Origin of the sequence: Herminiimonas contaminans, assembly GCF_015645465.1 — a bacterium.
Taxonomy (GTDB): Bacteria; Pseudomonadota; Gammaproteobacteria; order Burkholderiales; family Burkholderiaceae_D; genus Oxalicibacterium; species Oxalicibacterium contaminans.
The window spans coordinates 154,286-175,643 of sequence record NZ_JADOEL010000006.1 but is presented as its reverse complement, the minus strand read 5'-3'; the positions used below and the strand labels follow the sequence as shown (position 1 = coordinate 175,643).

The 21,358-nt window shown below is 55.7% G+C and carries 18 protein-coding genes; 7 read left to right on the top strand and 11 right to left on the bottom strand.

Going from position 1 to position 21,358, the window contains the following annotated elements; translation table 11 throughout:
- Positions 1 to 3 precede the first annotated feature (3 nt).
- Both IXC47_RS10015 and prpR read right to left on the bottom strand, forming a co-directional pair.
- A complete protein-coding gene (locus IXC47_RS10015) occupies positions 4 to 510 on the bottom strand; it encodes a sigma-70 family RNA polymerase sigma factor (protein WP_175624600.1) in 507 nt (168 codons plus the stop codon).
- Positions 511 to 690: 180 nt separating this feature from the next.
- Positions 691 to 2,310 carry a propionate catabolism operon regulatory protein PrpR gene (gene prpR / locus IXC47_RS10010; RefSeq protein WP_175624599.1) on the bottom strand — a complete coding sequence of 540 codons (1,620 nt, stop codon included), beginning with the start codon at positions 2,308 to 2,310 and terminating at the stop codon, positions 691 to 693.
- A gap of 235 nt (positions 2,311 to 2,545) precedes the next feature.
- Here prpR and IXC47_RS10005 point away from each other — a divergent pair, with 235 nt between their 5' ends.
- The 4 genes from IXC47_RS10005 (at position 2,546) to IXC47_RS09990 (ending at position 8,111) form a co-directional block, all read left to right on the top strand.
- Positions 2,546 to 3,427, top strand: coding sequence for an isocitrate lyase/PEP mutase family protein (locus IXC47_RS10005; protein WP_195875540.1), 882 nt, complete (start codon positions 2,546 to 2,548; stop codon positions 3,425 to 3,427).
- 41 nt (positions 3,428 to 3,468) lie between these two features.
- On the top strand, positions 3,469 to 4,632 hold the full coding sequence (gene prpC, locus IXC47_RS10000; RefSeq protein ID WP_124572634.1) for a bifunctional 2-methylcitrate synthase/citrate synthase: 1,164 nt from the start codon (positions 3,469 to 3,471) through the stop codon (positions 4,630 to 4,632).
- Positions 4,633 to 4,665: 33 nt separating this feature from the next.
- Positions 4,666 to 6,117 carry a bifunctional 2-methylcitrate dehydratase/aconitate hydratase gene (locus tag IXC47_RS09995; RefSeq protein ID WP_195875539.1) on the top strand — a complete coding sequence of 484 codons (1,452 nt, stop codon included), beginning with the start codon at positions 4,666 to 4,668 and terminating at the stop codon, positions 6,115 to 6,117.
- Between the two features lie 89 nt (positions 6,118 to 6,206).
- The gene (locus tag IXC47_RS09990; RefSeq protein ID WP_195875538.1) at positions 6,207 to 8,111 is read left to right on the top strand and encodes a propionate--CoA ligase; all 1,905 of its coding nucleotides are present in this window, start codon (positions 6,207 to 6,209) and stop codon (positions 8,109 to 8,111) included.
- 62 nt (positions 8,112 to 8,173) lie between these two features.
- Here the strand turns inward: IXC47_RS09990 and IXC47_RS09985 are convergent, their stop codons facing one another.
- The 7 genes from IXC47_RS09985 to IXC47_RS09955 all read right to left on the bottom strand — a co-directional run bounded on the left by IXC47_RS09985 (position 8,174) and on the right by IXC47_RS09955 (position 17,539).
- Positions 8,174 to 10,702 (bottom strand): TonB-dependent siderophore receptor, encoded by a 2,529-nt coding sequence (locus IXC47_RS09985; RefSeq protein WP_175624594.1) that lies wholly within the window; start codon positions 10,700 to 10,702, stop codon positions 8,174 to 8,176.
- A gap of 126 nt (positions 10,703 to 10,828) precedes the next feature.
- Positions 10,829 to 11,818, bottom strand: a complete 990-nt coding sequence (locus IXC47_RS09980; RefSeq protein WP_175624593.1) for a FecR domain-containing protein — start codon at positions 11,816 to 11,818, stop codon at positions 10,829 to 10,831.
- Positions 11,815 to 12,327 carry a sigma-70 family RNA polymerase sigma factor gene (locus IXC47_RS09975; protein WP_195875537.1) on the bottom strand — a complete coding sequence of 171 codons (513 nt, stop codon included), beginning with the start codon at positions 12,325 to 12,327 and terminating at the stop codon, positions 11,815 to 11,817. Before IXC47_RS09975 ends, IXC47_RS09980 begins: the two co-directional genes overlap by 4 nt.
- Positions 12,328 to 12,335: 8 nt before the next feature.
- Positions 12,336 to 13,109: a DUF2325 domain-containing protein gene (locus IXC47_RS09970; protein WP_175624591.1), complete on the bottom strand. Its 774-nt coding sequence runs from the start codon at positions 13,107 to 13,109 to the stop codon at positions 12,336 to 12,338.
- A 274-nt stretch (positions 13,110 to 13,383) separates the two neighbouring features.
- Positions 13,384 to 15,777 carry a TonB-dependent siderophore receptor gene (locus tag IXC47_RS09965; protein WP_195875536.1) on the bottom strand — a complete coding sequence of 798 codons (2,394 nt, stop codon included), beginning with the start codon at positions 15,775 to 15,777 and terminating at the stop codon, positions 13,384 to 13,386.
- 239 nt (positions 15,778 to 16,016) lie between these two features.
- Positions 16,017 to 17,024: a FecR domain-containing protein gene (locus IXC47_RS09960; RefSeq protein WP_230089485.1), complete on the bottom strand. Its 1,008-nt coding sequence runs from the start codon at positions 17,022 to 17,024 to the stop codon at positions 16,017 to 16,019.
- Positions 17,024 to 17,539 carry a sigma-70 family RNA polymerase sigma factor gene (locus IXC47_RS09955; RefSeq protein WP_175624588.1) on the bottom strand — a complete coding sequence of 172 codons (516 nt, stop codon included), beginning with the start codon at positions 17,537 to 17,539 and terminating at the stop codon, positions 17,024 to 17,026. Before IXC47_RS09955 ends, IXC47_RS09960 begins: the two co-directional genes overlap by 1 nt.
- A gap of 262 nt (positions 17,540 to 17,801) precedes the next feature.
- On the opposite strand from IXC47_RS09955, the gene IXC47_RS09950 reads away from it, so the two are divergent.
- The gene (locus IXC47_RS09950) at positions 17,802 to 18,224 is read left to right on the top strand and encodes a YbaN family protein (RefSeq protein ID WP_195875535.1); all 423 of its coding nucleotides are present in this window, start codon (positions 17,802 to 17,804) and stop codon (positions 18,222 to 18,224) included.
- A gap of 75 nt (positions 18,225 to 18,299) precedes the next feature.
- Here IXC47_RS09950 and IXC47_RS09945 read toward each other — a convergent pair whose 3' ends face one another.
- Entirely contained in the window at positions 18,300 to 19,349 is a 1,050-nt protein-coding gene (locus IXC47_RS09945) for an isocitrate/isopropylmalate dehydrogenase family protein (protein WP_195875534.1), read from the bottom strand.
- Between the two features lie 291 nt (positions 19,350 to 19,640).
- Between IXC47_RS09945 and IXC47_RS09940 the strand changes: the two genes are divergently transcribed.
- Both IXC47_RS09940 and IXC47_RS09935 read left to right on the top strand, forming a co-directional pair.
- The gene (locus IXC47_RS09940; RefSeq protein WP_175624585.1) at positions 19,641 to 20,024 is read left to right on the top strand and encodes an OsmC family protein; all 384 of its coding nucleotides are present in this window, start codon (positions 19,641 to 19,643) and stop codon (positions 20,022 to 20,024) included.
- A 24-nt stretch (positions 20,025 to 20,048) separates the two neighbouring features.
- Complete coding sequence (locus IXC47_RS09935; RefSeq protein WP_195875533.1) at positions 20,049 to 20,966, top strand: pirin family protein; 918 nt, start codon at positions 20,049 to 20,051, stop codon at positions 20,964 to 20,966.
- A gap of 19 nt (positions 20,967 to 20,985) precedes the next feature.
- On the opposite strand, the gene IXC47_RS09930 is transcribed toward IXC47_RS09935, so the two are convergent.
- Positions 20,986 to 21,333 (bottom strand): GFA family protein, encoded by a 348-nt coding sequence (locus tag IXC47_RS09930; protein WP_175624583.1) that lies wholly within the window; start codon positions 21,331 to 21,333, stop codon positions 20,986 to 20,988.
- Positions 21,334 to 21,358 lie beyond the last annotated feature (25 nt).

Sequence of the window (21,358 nt, the reverse complement as noted above, 5' to 3'; positions counted from 1 at the left end):
ACCTCACTCATGGAATGCCAGACAGTGCAGGAAAGCTTGCTTCATATAACGTTTGACGGTAATCAGTGACGCGTCGATTTGTACGGCGATTTCTTCGTACTTCAAACCCTCTATCTGCGAGAGCAGGAATACGCGCCGGACTTTGGATGGCAATGCATCCAGCATGGCGTCGATTTCGTGCAGGGTTTCGAGGATGATGTAACGCTGCTCGGCCGATGGCGCTTGCGGCTCCGGCAACAATGCCAGCGCATCCAGGTAGGCACGTTCCAGCGCTTGCCGCTGATACCAGTTGATCACCAAACCTTTGGCTACGGTGGTCAGATAGGCACGCGGCTCCTTGATGGCAGAGATATCGCGCGAACTGAGGATGCGGGTGAAAGTGTCTTGCGCCAGGTCGGCCGCATCAAAAGCGTTACCCAGTTTCTTGCATAGCCATCCCTGCAACCAGCCATGGTGGTTGCTGTATAGCGTGCTGATCTCGTGGTTTAGCGCGTTTTCGGTGGCAGACATGTCGTTTTCCCCTATCAACACCGGGGCAACGCGCCACTAAATGATGATAAGAATCATTCTCAATTGTATATGGGGAAAACGCTGGATGCAAATAGCGATTGACTGTCGTCGTCAGGAAACGACATGAAGCGGCAGCAGATATCGTCCGGATGCATAAGCGTGCGCTTAATGCATCTGCTATTAGTCGTCGCCAGCCGCCTGCAGCCTGCGCCACAAGGTCGTGCGACTGATGCCCAGATAATTTGCCGCCGCTTCACGATTACCATCAAAGCGTTGTAGCACCTGTTGCAATGTTTCCTCGGCCACCGGCAATGCCTGCAATGCCGGTGTTGCGAGATAGCTGAGCTCGGGCGCGATGCTTTTCAGGAAGGCTGGTGTCAATGCCTGTAACGGCGCCGCCGCCAGGAACAAGGCCAGTCGCTCCATCAGGTTACGCAGTTCGCGTACATTGCCCGGCCATGTGTAAGCAGTCAACATAGGCAGGCAAGTCAGTATCTCGGCCTGCAGGTTGGCGGGTGACCGGACATCCAGCGCGGCCAGTGCATTTTTTAAATACCATTCCGTCAGTGCCGCCACGTCGTCGCTGCGCTCGCGCAAGGGCGGCAAACTGAGCCGCAATACGCTCAGCCTATAAAACAGATCCGCACGGAATCGCCCTTGCCTGACTCGCTCATCGAGGTCGCAATGCGTGGCACTAATGATGCGTACACTAACTGGTATCGGCCGGGTACCACCTACGCGCACCACTTCGCGCTCTTCCAGCACACGCAACAAACGCGTCTGCAAAGACAAAGGCATCTCGCCGATTTCATCGAGGAATAAGGTGCCGCGATGCGCAGCTTCAAACAGACCAGCGCGGCCGCCGCGACGTGAACCAGTGAATGCGCCCTCTTCATAGCCGAACAATTCAGATTCCAGCAGCGACTCTGCCAGTGCGCCACAGTTGACCGCAACAAACGGATGGCCTGCCTGCGTCTTGCCCTGCATCAGCGGATGGGCGCGGTGTATCGCTTGCGCGACCAGTTCCTTGCCAGTGCCGGTTTCGCCCTGGATCAATACGGTGGCGGCTGATTTCGCGAACAGCGTGACCGATTGCCGCACACTTTCCATCGCGGCGGATTCACCACGCAAGTCCTTGATGTGATGTTTGGCGCGCAAGGTGTCAGCCACCGGGAAGCTACGGCCGCGCGTCGCTTCCAGTTGCGTCAGGCGCGCCAGTTCCAGCGCATCTTCAAATGCCTGCCGGATGGAAGCGGAGGAATAGACGAACACACCGGTCAAACCTGCCTCTTCCGCCAGATCGGTGATCAGACCTGCGCCGACGATGGCTTTCACGCCTGCTGTTTTCAATTCATTGATTTGCGCCCGCGCATCTTCTTCGGTGACATAGGTGCGCTGTGCGATCTGCAGGCCAAAGGTCGTCTGGAACTCGGCCAGTGCGGGCATAGTTTCCTGGTAGGTGACGAGTCCGATATCCGGCGTGATCTTGCGCGCCCGGGCCAGCGCCTGCATTACATCGAAGCCGCTGGCTTTGGCGATGATGACGGGCACCGAGAGACGACTTTTCAGATATGCGCCGTTCGAACCCGCCGCAATCACCGCATCGCAACGCTCAGTCGCCAGTCGTTCGCGTATGTGTCGCACCGCGTCTTCAAAGCCCAGATGAATAGGCTCAATGTCTGCCTGATCATCAAATTCCAGCGTGATGTCGCGAAACAACTCGAACAAACGCGAAATCGAAACCGTCCAGATAACCGGCTTGTCGGCTGCGTCACGGAAAGGAGAGGTCGAACGTTTCATGTTTCACCCGCACGTTTCAAACGTTTCAAATGTAACACGGCTTTTGCTTCCAGCGCGGCCAAGCCATGTCCGGCTGGAAACTCGCCTCCACCCCCAAGCACTTGATTTACAAGCGCTTTCCTTTAAGCACCAAATGTCTACAGCTGTTGTATTAACCACCTCATCGGCATGGCACAGGCATTGCAAATACAGTAGGCAGCGAACTCCATGAAACACCCAGGCTAAAGGATATGCAATGAGCAGTCAGTCCAACAGCAGCAAGCAAGTGTTACGTGACAAAGTGAATGCCCGACGCGGTTTGCTGGTCCCCGGCGCGTTCAACGCGCTGTCAGCACGTGTCATCGCAGACCTGGGTTATGAAGCGCTCTACATCACCGGCGCTGGTGTGACCAATATGTACTTCGGCATGCCGGACCAGGGCTTCATCGGCCTGAATGAACTGGCAGACCACACTGCCCGCATCCGCGACGCAGTCGATATCCCCATCATCGTCGATGCCGACACCGGCTTCGGCAATGCCCTGAATGTACGCCACACCATACGCACGCTGGAACGTGCCGGTGCCGACGCGGTACAACTGGAAGACCAGGTTTCTCCAAAACGCTGTGGCCATTTCAATGGCAAGGAAGTGATTTCCTGCGCCGAGATGGTCGGCAAGATACATGCCGCCGTTGATGCGCGCAGCGACGCAGGCATGCTCATCATGGCGCGCACCGATGCCCGCAGCGTGCACGGCTTTGACGATGCGCTGGAACGCGCCGCACGCTACAGCGAAGCCGGTGCCGACATTCTCTTCGTCGAAGCGACCGAAACCGCAGATGAAATCCGCAAGCTGCCGCAGCTACTGGATAAGCCGCAACTGATGAACCTGGTCATAGGCGGCAAGACACCTATATTCAACGCCGATGAACTGGCCGACCTCGGCTACGGCATCGTGCTGTACGCGAATGCAGCCCTGCAAGGCGCGGTGGCCGGTATGCAGCAAGCACTCACCGTACTGCGCGACACCCATCGCCTCGATGAAGATCCGGCACTGGTCAGTCCGTTCAGCGAACGCCAGCGCCTGGTCAACAAACCCTATTTCGATCAATTGGAAAAGAAATACGCCGACAAGTAAGCGCAACAGATCACGAATACACCATCCACAAGGAGACAGGTATGAGCGCATCACAGGAGACACCCGCTGCAGGCTTCAAACCCAAGAAATCCGTTGCACTCTCAGGCGTGACTGCAGGTAATACCGCGCTCTGTACGGTCGGTAAAACCGGCAATGACTTGCACTACCGTGGCTACGACATCCTGGATATTGCTGACAGTTGTGAATTTGAAGAAATCGCCCATCTGCTGGTGCATGGCAAGCTGCCTACCGTCGCGGAACTGAAAGCGTACAAGATCAAGCTGAAGGAATTGCGCGGCTTGCCCGCCAATGTCAAGGCAGCACTCGAATGGCTGCCTGCCGCCTCGCACCCTATGGACGTGATGCGTACCGGCGTCTCCGCGCTGGGCTGCGTGATTCCGGAAAAGGATGACCACAATGCACCCGGCGCACGCGACATCGCCGACAGGTTGATGGCTTCGCTAGGTTCCATCCTGCTCTACTGGTATCACTACAGCCATAACGGCAAACGGATAGAAGTCGAAACCGACGACGATTCGATAGGTGCACACTTCCTGCATTTGCTGCACGGTGAAAAGCCATCTGCCAAATGGGAAAAGGCAATGCACACCTCGCTCATCCTGTACGCCGAACATGAGTTCAACGCATCAACCTTCACCGGTCGCGTCATCGCCGGTACCGGCTCCGATATGTACTCTGCGATCACTGGCGCCATCGGCGCACTGCGCGGCCCCAAGCATGGCGGCGCGAATGAATTCGCTTTTGAAATTCAGAAGCGTTACGAAAATCCGGACGAGGCAGAAGCCGATATCAAACGCCGCGTCGACAACAAGGAAGTCGTGATCGGCTTCGGCCATCCGGTCTACACCATCTCCGACCCGCGTAACAAAGTCATCAAGGAAGTCGCGCGCACCCTATCCAAGGATGCCGGTTCGATGAAGATGTACGACATCGCCGAACGCCTGGAAACAGTGATGTGGGATGTCAAAAAAATGTTTCCCAACCTCGACTGGTTCTCTGCCGTCTCGTATCACATGATGGGCGTACCCACTGCCATGTTCACACCGCTATTCGTGATCGCGCGCACCTCCGGCTGGGCCGCGCACATCATCGAACAAAGGATAGACAACAAAATCATCCGCCCTTCCGCGCACTACGTCGGCCCGGAAGACCTCGCCTTCGTGCCGCTCGCCAAACGCAAGTAAGCCGCCCGCAACCATACCGATTACAGGATGCCCATGTCAGCTCATATCTCCAACGTCCGTCCCAAACACGACAAAGTACTGGTCGATATCGTCGATTACGTCACCAAGTACCGGATCTCTTCCCGTCTCGCCTACGACACCGCACGCAATTGCCTGATCGACACGCTAGGTTGCGGCCTGGAAGCACTCGAATATCCAGCCTGCAAGAAACTGATGGGTCCCATCATTCCCGGCACCATCGTGCCGAATGGCGCTAAGGTGCCGGGTACGCAATTCCAGCTCGATCCGGTGCAGGCTGCATTCAACATCGGCATGATGATCCGCTGGCTGGATTTCAATGACACCTGGCTGGCAGCGGAATGGGGACATCCATCCGACAATCTCGGCGGCATTCTCGCCACTGCCGACTGGCTCTCACGTGAAGCTGTCGCCGCAGGCAAGAAGCCACTGACGATGAAGGCTGTGCTGAGCGGCATGATCAAGGCCCATGAAATCCAGGGCTGCATCGCACTGGAAAATTCCTTCAACAAGGTTGGCCTCGATCACGTGGTACTGGTCAAGGTTGCTTCCACCGCCGTGGTGGCCGAGATGCTGGGTCTGAGCCGGGATGAAATCCTGAATGCAGTGTCGCTGGCATGGGTCGATGGTCAATCGCTGCGCACTTACCGCCACGCACCGAATACCGGTTCGCGTAAATCCTGGGCTGCGGGTGATGCGACTTCACGCGCGGTACGCCTGGCCCTGATCGCGAAAACTGGTGAGATGGGTTACCCATCGGTATTGACGGCCAAAACCTGGGGCTTCTATGACGTATTGTTCAATGGCCAGCCCTTCAAGTTCCAGCGCAAGTACGCATCCTATGTGATGGAAAACGTGTTGTTTAAAATCTCGTTCCCGGCTGAATTCCATTCACAGACCGCCGTGGAAGCAGCGATGACCCTGCACACGGAACTGGGCAGGCTGGGCAAGAAAGTTGAAGACATCAAAAAAATCACGATACGTACGCACGAAGCCTGCATACGCATCATCGATAAAAGGGGGCCGCTGGATAATCCGGCAGATCGCGATCACTGCATCCAGTACATGGTCGCCGTCCCATTGATCTTCGGCCGTCTCACCGCCGCCGATTACGAAGACGACGTCGCCGCCGACAAGCGCATCGATGCCTTGCGCGACAAAATAGTCTGCGTCGAAGACACGTCCTTCACCGAGGATTACCACGATCCCAAGAAGCGTTCGATTGCGAACGCGCTGACGGTCGAATTCAAGGATGGCAAGAAGCTCAAGGAAATCGTGGTCGAGTACCCGGTCGGCCATGCGCGTCGGCGCAAGGAAGGCATACCGCTGCTGGAAGCCAAGTTCAAAATCAACCTGGCGCGCCAGTTCCCGGCCAAGCAACAGCAACGCATACTCGACGTGTCACTCGACCAAAAGAAACTGGAAGCCATGCCTGTCCATGAGTACGTGGATCTGTATGTAATTTAAGGGATGCAGCAAACTGTGTCGGCATAGCGACCGACACAGACATACAAGATAAAAACACAGACATAGCTTTACCTGGCCGGAGGAGACGTATGAGTTTCGATGCCGCAGCATATGACGCGTTTTACCGTTCATCTATTGATGACCCACATACATTCTGGGCCGAGCAAGCCCAACGCATAGACTGGCAAACGCCATTCAGCAAGACGCTGGATTACGATAAGCCACCGTTCGCCAAATGGTTTGTCGGTGGCACCACCAATCTCTGCTACAACGCGGTGGATCGCCATCTGGCCACGCGCGCAGAGCAACCCGCGCTGGTCGCTATCTCGACCGAAACCGATAGCGAGGTCACCTACACCTATGCGCAGTTGCACGCAGAGGTGAATCGCAGCGCGGCCATGATGCAGGCACTCGGCGTCAAGCAAGGTGACCGCGTCCTGATCTACATGCCTATGGTGGCGGAGGCCGCATTCGCGATGCTGGCCTGTGCCCGCATAGGTGCAATCCACTCGGTCGTGTTCGGCGGCTTTGCGTCGACCAGCCTGGCCACACGCATAGACGATGCGACACCCACGCTCATCATCTCGGCCGATGCCGGTTCCCGTGGCTGCAACATCACGCCCTACAAGATCCTGTTGGATGAAGCGATCGCACTGGCCGAGCACAAACCGGCTCATGTGCTGATGCTGGATCGCGGCCTGGCTGCTATGAAAACCGTAGAAGGACGCGACATCGATTACGCCAGCCTGCGCAAACAGCATATGGATGCGGCGGTGCCGGTGACCTGGCTGGAATCGAATTCACCGTCTTACATCCTCTACACCTCGGGCACGACCGGCAAGCCGAAAGGCGTGCTGCGCGATGTCGGCGGCTATGCAGTCGCACTCGCGACTTCGATGGATTTGATTTTTTGCGGCAAACCCGGCGAGACCTTTTTCTGCACCTCGGACATCGGCTGGGTGGTTGGTCACTCTTACATCATCTACGGCCCTTTGCTGGCAGGCATGACCACCATACTCTACGAAGGCTTGCCGATACGACCGGATGCCTCGGTCTGGTGGAGCATCGTCGAGAAATACAAAGTCACGCGCATGTCGTCGGCACCAACTGCAATCCGCGTCTTGAAGAAGCAACCGCTGGAGCTACTGCAGAAACATGACCTGTCTACACTCAAGGCTCTTTATCTGGCAGGTGAGCCACTGGATCAAACCACGTCCGACTGGATTTCAGGCGTACTCGGCGTGCCGGTCATCGATAACTACTGGCAAACCGAAACCGGCTGGCCCATTATCTCGGTGGCCAAAGGCGTGGGCGACAAGCCGACCCGCTCCGGCAGCCCTGGCCAGCCCATGTATGGCTACAAGGTCAAAGTCATCAATGAAGATAGCGGCGAAGAGTGCAAGGCCAATGAAAAGGGCGTGGTCATCATCGAAGGCCCGTTACCGCCGGGTTGCCTGCAAACCCTGTATGGCGACGACCAGCGCTTTGTCAGTACCTATTGGCGCAACTTCAAACGCGAGGCTTACTCGACGTTCGACTGGGGCATACGCGATGCGGATGGCTATTACTTCATCCTCGGCCGTACCGATGACGTCATCAACGTCGCCGGACACAGGTTGGGTACGCGCGAGATAGAAGAAAGCATCTCCAGCCATGCCAATGTGTCGGAAGTCGCGGTAGTCGGCGTCGAGAATCCGATCAAGGGCCAATGCGCGGTCGCCTTCGTGATCCTGAAGAATGCGGCGAGCGCAGCCAATCCGGAAGATGCACGCAAGCTGGAATGCGAAATCATGAAGGTGGTGGACAAACGGCTGGGGCCTATCGGTCGGCCCTCACATGTCTACTTCGTCAGCGCCCTGCCCAAAACCCGCTCCGGCAAACTCTTGCGCCGTTCGATACAGGCGATATGCGAAGGACGTGATCCCGGCGATTTGTCAGTGATCGAAGATCCGGGTGCCTTGCAACAGATACGCGGCGCGCTGGTCACGGCTTAAAAAGAAAACGCTGGCATACCTTCGCAGATATGCCAGCGTATCTATGCACCAGATCTGACTGATCAGAAACGCGGCGTGTACTTCAAAGTCAGCAAAGCGCTACGCGGCGTACCGTAGTAGTTATTCGCGGAACCGCTATTGTATGAAGGCACGTAGTAGGTCTTGTCGAACAGATTATTAATATTGAGCGCCAGTGATACTTCAGGCGTGACCTGATAGCCGATACGTGTATTCCAGACTGTAAAACCTGGTACATCGAAGCTGCGATCATAGCTAAGTGCATGGCTCTGCGTATTCACACCACCACCTACACTGAACTTGCTCAGATCGCCCGGCAATTTATAGTCAGCCCACAGTCTGAGCATATGCTTAGGCGTCCAGGTACTAAATACTTTGCCCTCGTTCTCCGGATCTACCAGATATTTGGTGGTGTTAAAGGTGTAACCAGCAAAGAGTTGCAAACCACGCAGTACTTCGCCACTGACTTCGGCTTCGAAACCCTGGCTACGTACTTTACCGGCAGCGCGTGAGCAATCATTGCCGTTACACAAACCCAAACCATTCGGGTCAGGCACTGCGCGATTTTTGTGGTCGTAACGGAATACCGCAAACGATGTATTCACACGTCCATCCGCCAATTCGCCTTTGACGCCAAATTCATAGTTGGTGCCGGTGATAGGCTTGATCGTGCCGCCGCCCAGTACAGGTGCTGATTGCACCTCAAACACATCCGAGTAGCTGGCATACGTCGACCATTGATTATTCAACGCGTAGACCAAACCACCATATGGTGTAAAGCGACCGGAAGCGCTGTTAGTGCTTTCATAGCGTGGCGACGTGCCACGTGCCGGTTCTGAATACATTTGCTCAAACCAGCTGACACGTCCACCGAGGATACCGGTCAGTCTATCCGTCACCTGTGCACGCCAGGTACCGTAGACACCTTTTTGTTTTACATCGTAACTGCTGACGGTATTGGTCGAACCTGGCAGCGCCAATATGCTGGCGAAGTCTTGCCATGGGCGATTGTTATCGATCGCAAAGATATTGCCGCCGGTCGTCCATTTCCGGGCAACAGCATCATCGGTATGGTATTTGGAATAGTTGGCGCCGAAGATGACTTCATGCTTCATGGCCATCGCTTCGAAGCGTCCGCGCACATAGGCATCCAGGCCGAATTGTTCGCCTTCCAGATTCATCGCGAAGTCACCGTAACGCACGGTATTGCCACCCGGCTGTATGCCGTTACCCAAAGCAGATATGCGCTGATGCACGGAAGTATTTTTCTCCCGCATGGTGGCCGCCGACGCTTTGAACGTCCAGTTGTCGTTAAAGCGATGATCGAGATCCGCGTACACACTGGTCTGGTCGTTGTAGGCACGATTCCAGCCAGATCCTGTGTAGGTTGAGCGCGGCAAGCCTATGTCGCTATTGTCCGCATAACGTGGCAAGCCGATAAAGGAAGGACGGGAACGTGTTTCCTTGTTGCTGACACCGATACCGACTGTCGTGTTCTGGCTGATATCGAAGTCCAGCGCAGCGTACAGGGTGCGCGTATTGGCCCATACATAGTCGATATATGAATCGCTGCGATCTTCATCCAGTACTACACGGCCACGCAATGTACCTTCCGCATTCAGCGGCCCACCGGCATCCAGTTGCAAGCCGTAGCGGTCCCAGGAACCAGCCTTGGCAGTCACTGTGACGGTCTTGTTCGCCTGACCGCGTTTGCGGACAAAGTTAATCGCGCCGCCAGGACTGCCCGTACCTTGTGTCAGGCCAGCGGCACCGCGCAGTACTTCGACCCGGTCATAAAAAACCAGTGATTCGCTGCTCCAGTTACCAATGGAGTAAGTATTACGCGGCATAGGGACGCCGTCGTATTGGTAGCTATCGATCTGGAAGCCGCGCGACATGATGACCGTGCCCGGACCCACGCCCTGGGTTGCGACCAGGCCGGTACTATTGCCCACTGCATCGGCCAATGTCGTCAGCGCCTGATCATCCATGCGCTGCCGTGTCAGGACGCTGACGGATTGCGGAATGTCTTTCAGTTTTTGATCGCCACGGTTGAGTGACACGACACTGGATGAGTATGACTGGCTGCCTTCCGTGGTCGCCGTCGCCGCTGCGGTCACATGCACGACTGGCAAGTTGGCTTCACCGACAGGCACGCTGGGACGACGGATGACGGCGCTGGGACCGTCTATCACCGCGATCAGATCGGTGCCGTACAACAGCAAAGGCAAGGCTTCCTGCACGTTATAGCTACCTTGCAAACCCTTGGTCTTCAGACCGTTGGTCAATTCAGTCGGGAACGACAGCAAGATGCCGGCTTCGCGGCCGAAGCGATTGAGTGCGGTTTCCAGAGCACCGGCAGGAATGTCGTAAGTCTTGCGCGCAGCAAAACTGGCAGGTGTACCTGGCGCAGCATCTGCGGCCTGCACCAGGCTCGGTACAGTAACGATGGTAACGAGGCTGGCGGCGAGGAAAAGGTGGCCGATGGCACTGGCGAGTGGCGCCAGTTTGCCTGGACTGAGCGTGCGCGCTTTCAGGTGCGCTTCAGGTCCGGTACAGAGTAGATGCTGCATTTTCGATTCCTGTGTTGGTTTAGAGATGTGACTTGCTTATCTCGTATGTCCAACCAAAATCGAAAACAGACCACTACGATAGAAAAAATTTTCAGAAGCACATGAGCCGGATAAATCTCAGTGGCTTTAGCCCATCTTTTCGGGTCGTATCGTGACCCAGTAACGCGTCAGATAATGCACCTCTACCGGCAAGGTGGAGCGCAGCGCCGTGAGCACCAGATCGGTATCGTTTAAAGGATAGGTGCCCGAAACACGCAAACCTGCAATCGCCGGATCGCAGCTCAGGCGTCCGCGACGGTAACGCGACAGCTCAGCCAGGAAATCCTGCAAACGCATACCGCTGGCGACTATCATGCCTTCGGTCCAGGCACCGTCATCGCCCTTCAGGTTGACAGGCTCGGAGATGCCATCATGCGTAAACTGCACACGCTGGCCTGCCTGTATGACACGCACCAGCCCGGCACCATCCTTCGGGCGTATTTCTACCGCACCTTCAAATACATCCAGCCTGCTGAACTCGCTTTGCTGACGTACGGCGAAACGCGTACCGACCGGACGCAGCTCACCTTGTGCAGTCTGCACTATGAATGGTCGGGCGATGACTTCCTTGTCTTTCGCAGTGGTCACCATGATTTCGCCACTGAGTACTAAGACGCGACGTTCCGTTTCGCTGTAACGAATATTGACCGCGCTATCGGTATTCAACGTCAGCTCAGTACCATCAGCCAGCACAATGGTGCGACGCTCGCCCAAAGCGGTGCGCTCATCGGCCGCCCAGGCGCGCCACGGCAAATGTTCTTCCGCCATATACGCAGCCGCACCGACAAAGAAGAATGCAGCCAGGGTTTTGACTGCTTCGCGGCGTTTGTTGGAACGTGGTGCAGTCAGCGTAGCGTGTGCCAGCGCCGTAGTCAGCGGTGACGCTACACCGCGCAATTTGTTATTCACGCTTTCTATGCGCTGCCACGCGCGCGCATGATCAGGATGCTGCGCCAGCCATTCCTGTAATGCTTCACGCGAGACATCTCCGGATTGCAGCGCGACCAGCCATTCGACGGCGCGTCGGGCTACTTGGGGCGGCACGTCGATAGTCATGCCTGGCGCAGGCTTGCTCATGCCTGCTCCAACGCGAAGTAGCACTGCACGCCAGCGCGTATCAGATAGCGTTTAACGGTGGTGATGGATATCTTCAGTTCCGCGGCGATCTCGGCATGACTCATATCATCCAGTTGCGCATACAGGAAAGCGCGTTTGACTGGAGTGGGCAAGCCATCGAGCATGCGATCGATTTCGACCAGGGTTTCCAGCAGGATGGCGCGCTCTTCCGGCGATGGCGCTAACGCTACCGGCATTTGTTCCAGCGCGTGCAGGTAGGCGCGCTCCAGCTCTTCACGTCGCCAGTGACTAAAGAGCACACGTTGCGCGACGGTGGTCAGGAATGCACGCGGTTCACGCGCTGCGATCAACTCTTCCCGCGCCAGCAAACGCACGAAAGTGTCATGCGCGAGGTCGGCGGCCTTGCTGGCATCGCCGAGTTTTTTGCGCAACCAGCCCTGCAGCCAACCGTGATGGTCGCTATATAAGATGCTGATTTCCTGATGCAGCGCGTTCTCGTTGGAAGACATGAGCGACCTTATTTTGCCGGACTCAGGGTGCCAGCCAGTTCAACTTCGACATGTTGGGCTTGCTGCGCTTTTTCACTCATGGCCCGCAAGTCTTCCGCATCGCGCACGAAGTGCATCGCGCGCGGCTGATTGACCAGCACGCATTGTTTGCCGGTGCGCTTGCAGTGATCCTGTATACGCCAGTAAGCGTTGTGGCTGACGCAACCGGTCTGGCAAATCACCAGGTCCGCTGCGACCAGACTTGCTTCCAGCGCAATTTCATCTTCCGTATCGGTGCCGTCGTGATGCAGAAAGTAGCCGCCTGCGCGCTCTACTTCCATCTGCGCCACTGAAGTACTTGAGTCATCCTTGCCTATGCACAGCACAGACTTCTGGCGCAAATCAGCTGGAATGACCGGGTGCGATGCATGTGCTTCCGGCCTTGCTGACTTGCCCAGCCACTGCCAGCCCAGACGCTCGCGCATCAAGCTTTGTATGTGTTCGGTCAGTGATTCCACCCGGCGCACCAGGCTGATGCGGGTAGGCAGACCCGGTATGGTGGCCTCCAGTGTCGCCATATCTTCACGCGCAAAAGCCAGCTCGGTATCGCGGGCGATCACTTCAGCACGCAAGCGCATGATTTCCGCATCCTTGCGCGCCATCTCTGTGCGCAGGGCTTCGATCTGATCGACCTGACGCGCCACCAGTTCGCTGCAACGGCTCTGGACACGACCATACTCGTTGAGCAACACGCTGTGCTCGCGCGCAATATTGTCAAAATTACTGCTGTGGGACTTACTCATTGCTTACCTCCAACCTGCTTAGTTATCGGCTTCGCAAATAGTGTTAGATCCGCATGCCGAACGGTATTCCGGGGTAATTATAAATGATAATTATTCTCATTGGAGGGGAAATTACAATTTTTCCGACTGATTAAAAGCGCCACCCTTTTGCATCCCGGTACGAGCAAACCCGCGACCAGCAAGCCTTGGCACTGCCTCACCCTGACGGCAGGCAATAAAAAAGCCGGAAGGGCTATCTGCTCTTCCGGCCTGCTGACTGCATTGCCTTAACTGCTTAGAAGGTACCGCGCAGGGTCATCATGACTTCACGTGGATTGCCGTATAAGGAACCGAAGTTTCTGCGATCTATCGCCGAGTAGTAATGCTTGTCGAACAGATTGTTGACGTTCAATGCCAGCGTCCAGCGTGGATCGATGCGATATGCAGCACGCGCACTCCATACCGTATAGCCACCCTGCACCACCGTTTTGTCACGACCTTGCGTATCGCTTTGCGTGGTCATGCCGAGCCCGGTGCTGATGGCATCACTGACACGATAGTCGGCCCAGGCACGGAACAGATGTTTCGGCACTTGCGGATTGAAAATCAAACCTTCGTTCTCCGCATCCTGCAGATACTTGGTCGTGTTGTAGGTATAACCAGCGGTCAGGTTCAGGCGCGAAGTAATCTTGCCGCCGACTTCTGCTTCGACACCCTGGCTGCGTACCTTGCCGGAAGCACGTGAGCAGTAATCACCATCACACAGCAGGCCGGAGTCTATGTCCTGCACTGCGCGATTTTTATGGATGTAGCGGAACAAGGCCAGCGAGGTATTTACACGCTGATCGAACAACTCACCTTTGATACCAAGCTCGTAGTTGCTACCGATAATAGGATCCAGCGTCTGTTGTGCAGCGTTACGTTGCGATTGCGGTACGAACACTTCGGTATAGCTACCGTAAGCAGTCCATTGTGGCGTGATCGCATAGGTCAGGCCCATGTAGGGCGTGAATTCACCCGAGCTTTTACTAAGCGTGGTGCCTGCGCCCCAGCGGCTCACCGAGTCGTACTTATTTTCATACCAGCTGACGCGACCGCCTATGATCAGGCTCAACGGATCTGTCAGTGACAGACGGGTGGTGCCGTAGAGTCCTTTGCTGGTGACGTCATACGCACCGGTCGACAGGTTCGACAGCGCAGCCAGGCTGGCCATGGTCGGCTTCGGTGTATATGGATTCGGGTTGAATACATTGATAGCACCAAGACCGGTGGCAATCGCATATTTGTCATCCGAGATGTAGTTCGAATAGTTGGCACCCATGATGACTTCATGGCGACGTCCCCAGGCCTGGAACTTGCCACTCAGCGCCGCATCCAGCCCCACATGTTCGCCACGGAAATCAGTAGCCACACCTATCCGGTTGGTACCTGTGCCGGTCGCACGGGAAACCGCACCCTCACCGTAGCTATACAAGGAGTCATTGCGCTCATTCATATAGACCGCGCCCACTTTCAGTCGCCAGTCGTCATTGAATCTGTGTGTCAGGTCTGCGAACACACGGGTCTGCTGATTGTTCAGTTCATTCCAGTCCGAACCGAGGAAGGTACCGCGCCGTAGGTTCAGCGAGCCGCCATCGGCATAACGAGGCAAACCGGCAAACGACGGCGTGGCTTTGGTTTTTTCGTAGCTGATGCCCAAACCCAGAGTGGTTTGCGAAGTCAGGTCGATATCGATCGCACCATACAGTGTCGTGTTCTTGCTGCCGACGAAATCGATAAAGGAATCCTGCGTATCGTAATCCAGCACTGCGCGACCACGGATGGTGCCGCTTTCATTTAGCGGGCCACCGACATCGAGTTGCGCGCCGTAGTGATTGTATGAACCTGCCTTCACGGTAGCACTGATGGTTTTTTCAGCCTGGCCGCGTTTGCGTATCAGGTTCACAGCCCCGCCCATGCTATCCGCGCCCTGCCACAGACCAGCCGCACCACGCAGTACTTCAGCACGTTCGTACAAAGCCATGTTTTCCGTCAGGCTGCTGGCTTGTGAATAGTATTGACGTGACAAAGGCACGCCATCGTATTGCAAGGAAGTGATAGGAAAGCCGCGGGCGAAGAAGTATTTGCCTGCCATCGGGCTGGCCGTGGTGACGACACCGGTTACGTTTTCCAGCACGTCATAAATGGAAGTCATGTTTTGATCATCCATGCGCTGACGCGTGACGACACTGACGGATTGCGGAATGTCCTTCAGCTTCTGATCGGTTTTGCCTATCGATACTGTACGCGCGGTGTAGGAAGTCGCATCTTCCGCCACTGCCGCTGAGACCGTTACCGCTGGCAGCGTCGATTCCATTTGCGCAGTACGCAATACGTAGATATTGCGGCTACGTTCGACCGCCTCCAGGCCTGAGCCTGCCAGCAAGCGGGCAAAACCTTCTGATACAGATACGCTGCCACTCAAGCCCGGCGAACGACGACCTTCGACCACGGCGGAATCGATCTGGATGGTGACACCGGCCTTGCCAGCAAAATCTGCCAGGGTTTCGCCGAGCGCCCCGGCTGGTATCGCGTAAGCCTTGCGTGCAGCAGCCGTGGCACTCTCCTGTGCATGTGCAGGTTCGGAGACCAGTGCTGCGCCCAGCGCCAGGCTCATGGCGAGCAAGGCGCAATAGATATTCCTGGCCATGGGTGTAACTGGCGGCAGTTGCCTCTGCGCAGCGCGCGAGGAATGGTGGGTGTGGTGCATCATTATTCGTCCTTTGATCGAGGTCTATGTCATTCGCTACGAGTCAATGACACGCGAAATCAACAAAGGGGACATATAAAACAAAAGTATTTAAAAAAAGATGCCGGCATAGAGCCGGCGAAGGAAATATCGACGTTCGAAATCGACAAGAGGAAAAATTCTTTACTTAAAATATCGGATCAAGCCTTTGCTGCCGGTGCAGGTGCGACTATCGTCACCCAATAGCGCGTACGGAACAGTACTTCCACCGGCAAGGCATCAGGCAGCGCATTCAGAATATTGTCAGTGTTGTCGAGCTGGAAGGAGCCGGTAATGCGCAAGTCAGCCACTGCCGGATCACAACGCAGCAAGCCGGGCCGGTAGCGATTCAACTCCGCAGCAAAATCTTCCAGACGCATCTTGCTCGCAAACAGCACGCCATTGGTCCAGTCCACCACATGCGGATCAATCGCCTCGACCATGTCAAAACCGCTGACACTAAAGCGCGTTTGCTGTCCGGCATTGAGTACGATCAGTTTGCCGTTTGCCGCCTGCGGTCTGATCTCGACCGCATGCTCGAGTACGCTGACTCGGGTGGTAGTCGCGCCTTCATCCTTACGCACGACGAAGCGTGTACCCAACGCGCGTATGTGCCCTTGCGTTGTTTGCACGATGAAAGGACGATAACCAGCATGGTCGGCATCACTGCCTGTGCTCACTTCAATTTCACCGGCATGCAGACGCAACAGGCGCTGCGTGCCATCGTAAGCAATATCTATACTGGTATTGGTACCCAGATGGACGCGCGTACCATCGGCCAGACTGATCTCGCGATGTTCGCCTTTCGCGGTCCGGTAATCTGCATTCATCGCTGCCCACGGCGTATAGCGATACGATGCATAACCAACCGGCGCGGCCAGCATGAAGAGCAGCAGCGTCTTGACGACGCGACGACGGTCCACCCGTACCTTGCGACCCAGTGCAGGCAAACCGACTGCGCCAGGCACGATGCCGAATTTCTGATTGATGCGTTGTGCCCGCTGCCACGCACGTTCGTGCTCCGGATCTGCCGCACGCCAGCGTTTGCAGGCAGCAACATCTTCATCGGTCTGGCCGTCATACAAGGCTGCCAGCCATTGCGCCGCTTCACGTGCGATCGCCCGGTCTATCGGACGGCGGTCATCAGTATTGAAGGTAGTCGCCGTCATTACAGGTCCAGCATGATGCATTCTTCGAACGCTTGCGCCATGTAGCGCTTGACCGTGCGCACGCTGACATCAAGGCGCACACTTATTTCCGCATAGCTAAGTTCTTCAAACTGCGCGAGCAGGAACGCCGTGCGCGCCTTGTGCGGCAAGGCGTCCAGCATGGCGTCGATTTCGTGCAGGGTTTCGAGGATGATGAGGCGGTCTTCAGGTGCCGGTGCGTACATGTCCGGTACCAGCGCCAATGCTTCCAGATAAGCACGTTCCAGCGACAGGCGACGATAGTGATTCAATATGACGCGCCCGGCGACCGTGGTCAGGTAGGCGCGCGGTTCGCGCAAATCCAGGTCGCTGCGTTTGTCTTGCGCGGTGAGTATGCGCAGGAAAGTGTCTTGTGCGATGTCGGCCGCATTGTGTGCGCAACCCAACTTTTTGCGCAGCCAACCGAACAGCCAACCATGGTGGTTGCTGTATAGCGTGTGGACTTGCTGCTGCAGGAGGGTGTCAGTGGCAGACATTGCGAGTAAGACATCAATGCAAATGAGAATTATTCTCATAATAGCCGAGAAGCCGCTACAATTGCAATGCGCGGATTTATACAAATGCGTGTGCGTTGCATAAATGAAACCGCAGCACATGCAGAAAAGCTGGACGTGGAGCCCTGTCCAGCTTTTCAACCCCACATACAGATCATCAGAACCATGTATTCTTGTTCCGGATGCGCTCCTTATCAGTTGATAACGACGTACCGAATCTCACTATTCAATACCTATCCGCTTCATGCCGACAGCCCCAACAGAAAACAAACCGCGCTCGCGTCTGGCCAAGGCACTCTACGGTTTAACCGGCGGCATCGCGTTGGCGCTGGGCATCATCGGCATCTTCCTGCCAGGCTTACCGACCACACCTTTCGTCCTGCTGGCCGCAGCCTGCTTTGCCAAAGCCTCGCCGCGTGTGCATCAGTGGATGCTGCAGCACCAGCTGATAGGCCCCATGCTGCGCAACTGGGAAGAACATCGCAGCCTGACAGTGCGTACCAAGTGCGTGGCGATAGGCTCGATGTCCCTCATGATTGCCGTGTCGATCTGGAGTTTTTCCGGACGCCCGTGGATACAGCTGAGTTTGCTGGTACTGGCTGCGATAGGTGCGGCGACGGTGTTACGTATACCAACCCGTCCACAAGCAAACAGTCCGCAAAAATAAAAAACGCATGATGGAACAAATTCATCATGCGTTTTTCTTATAAGCAGTCGATAAACAACTGCCGGATACAGAGATTTATTTTTGCATGTCGCGTATGCGCTCTATCAACAGATCGCCATACTTGGATGTAGAGACGGTACCGCCAAGATCAGCGGTACGACCGCTTGCGGTGCTCAGTACCGAATCAATCGCATCACGCAGGAAAGTCGCTTTCTCTTTCTGGCCTTTGTGCTCCAGCATCAACGCTGCCGCCAGCAAGAGTGCGGTCGGATTAGCCATGCCTTTACCGGCGATATCCGGTGCCGAGCCGTGCACTGCTTCAAAGATAGCTGCGCGTTCACCGATATTCGCACCCGGTGCCATACCCAAACCGCCGACCAGACCTGCGATCTGATCCGACAGGATATCGCCGAACAAATTGGTGGAAACGATGACATCGAACTGCCATGGATTCAGTACCAGTTGCATCGCGCAGGCATCAACAATGCGATCGTTGAATTCGATCTGGTCTGCGTAGTTGAGGCCAACCTGTTTCGCCGTTTCCAGGAACAGGCCGGTCAATGCTTTCAGTACGTTCGCCTTGTGCACGATGGTGACTTTACGGCGGTTGTTGCGCACCGCGTAGTCAAATGCGAACTTGGAAATACGACGGCTACCGGCACGGGTATTGATACCGGTCGCCATGGCCACTGCATGTGCGTCATCGCCGATAGGTACATAGTGCTCGTGACCGACGTACAGGCCTTCGAGGTTTTCACGTATCAATACCAGGTCGATTTTTTCGTAACGGCCGCCCGGCACGATGGTGCGGGCAGGACGTACGTTGGCGTAAAGCTGGAAGGTTTCACGCAGGCGCACGTTGACGGAGCGGAAGCCGCCGCCGACTGGTGTGCTCAACGGGCCTTTCAGGGCGAGGCCGGTGCGGCTGATGCTGTCCAGCGTAGCCTGCGGCAACAAATCGCCATGTTTTTCCAGCGCGTTCACGCCAGCTTGTTGGGTTTCCCATGCAAACGGATTGCCGAGCGTATCAAATACGCGCACAACCACATCAACGATTTCAGGGCCGATGCCATCACCGGGAATAAGTGTGACCGGAATTTGCTGCTGCGTGCTGCTGTTAGGCATGTTGTTGTCCTATCCATGATCAAGATAACTAGAGCGCGTAAGCTTTGTGTAAAAGCCGCGATCCACATTTTAACTCAAATGTCTTATGTCATATATAAGAGTTGGAATTTTTTGTGAAGACATGCGTTTTTGGCATGACTCTTTTGAAAGATTGCAGATCAGCAAACCAAACCCAGATCAAGACGACAGATTTCTGGCTAGGCTATAGTGGTGTCGCGCTGCGCCTCTTGCAGGCACGCAGATGTCGTACGGAACATGATCAATCACGCAACTATTTAGGGGTATTTACAGATGGAAATCAAAGTCACCAAAGGTGCAGGCAAACTGCAACACATCGTCGCAGCCGGTCCACACACACTCATCGCTGATGCGCCATCCGCATTTGGCGGCGATGATGCAGGCTTTGTGCCGCACGATTTGCTGGCAGCCGCACTCGGTGCCTGCACTGCAGTGACATTGAATATGTACGCTGGCCGCAAGGAAATCCCGCTGGAAAAAGTCGACGTAACCGTGGTCGCTGGTGAGCAGGATGGTGCTTATGTATTCAACCGCACCCTGCACTATCATGGCAACCTGAGCGCTGAACAAAAAGACAGCCTGAACAAGATCGCTGACAAGTGCCCGGTACACAAAGCGTTGTCGGGTGAAATCAAGATCATCACGCAAGCCAACTAAAGCCAATTCAAGTCAGGACCGTATATGGATACCGACCAAAGCGTACTGGAAACCGTCGTCATCCCGCGTACGCGCGATCTCGGCGATAACTTTGAAGTAAGGCGCGCCCTGCCTACTTCGCAGAAGCGCATGGTCGGTCCTTTCGTTTTCCTCGACCAGATGGGGCCGCACGTATTCACCGCCGGTCACGGCCTGGACGTGCGTCCGCATCCACACATCGGTCTCGCTACCGTGACCTATCTCTTTGATGGCGAGATCGAACACCGCGACAGCGTCGGCTCTATCCAAACCATACAACCCGGTGCAGTGAACTGGATGACCGCAGGCAGCGGCATCGTGCACTCGGAACGTACCGGCAAAGCCTTGCGCGCCAGTGGTTCATCCATCGAAGGATTGCAATGCTGGGTCGCACTGCCAAAGAAGTATGAAGAAACCGATCCCGGCTTCGTGCACGTAGCGGCCAACGATTTACCGATACTTGAAGGCGACGGTGCATCGGCCAAGATTATTGCTGGCAGCTTTTTCGGCAAAAGCTCGCCCGTCCCTACGCTATCGGATTTGTTTTATGTTGATGTCGCACTGGCACCCAAGGCGCGACTGGACGTACCGGCCGAGTATCCGGAACAAGCTATTTATGTAGTCGAAGGTCAGCTCGACCTCGGCCGTGATGGTGTCTACGGTCCCGGCCAGTTGCTGGTACTGCGCGCCAATACCGCCGTTACCTTGCGCAATGGCAGCAACGGCACTACCCGCCTGATGCTGCTCGGCGGTGAACCCATGGATGGTTCGCGTTACCTGGTGTGGAATTTTGTTTCGAGCTCGATAGAACGACTGGAGCAAGCGAAGGAGGACTGGCGCTTACAACGCTTCGCTGCGGTACCAGGCGAAACCGAATTCATCCCGCTACCGGACTTGCCGGGCAAACCTATCGGTTATCCGTAAACATCCGGCGCAGTAATCTTCAGGCGCTCTTACCGTCGTAGTGCTGTACCTTCAATACGGTCAGGTCTACACCTTCCAGGCAACGTGCATTGACTGCCGCCATCTCATTGCCGTCCTTATCTCTGGCCATGCCATATGTCTGGCAACCACAGGTCGGGCAGAAATGATGGTCTATCCGGTGTTTATTGAATTTGTAGACGGTGGACTTGCCATCACCGCTGGTGATCTTCATTTGTGCGCGTGGCACGAACCACAGCAGGAAACCTTTGCGACTGCAATGTGAGCAATTGCAATCCACCACTTGTTGCAGCTCGCCTTCTGCTTCAAATTTGAGCAAGCCGCAATGACACGATCCTTGATAGAGCATGCTGATCTCCGTAGTTATCTGGCCA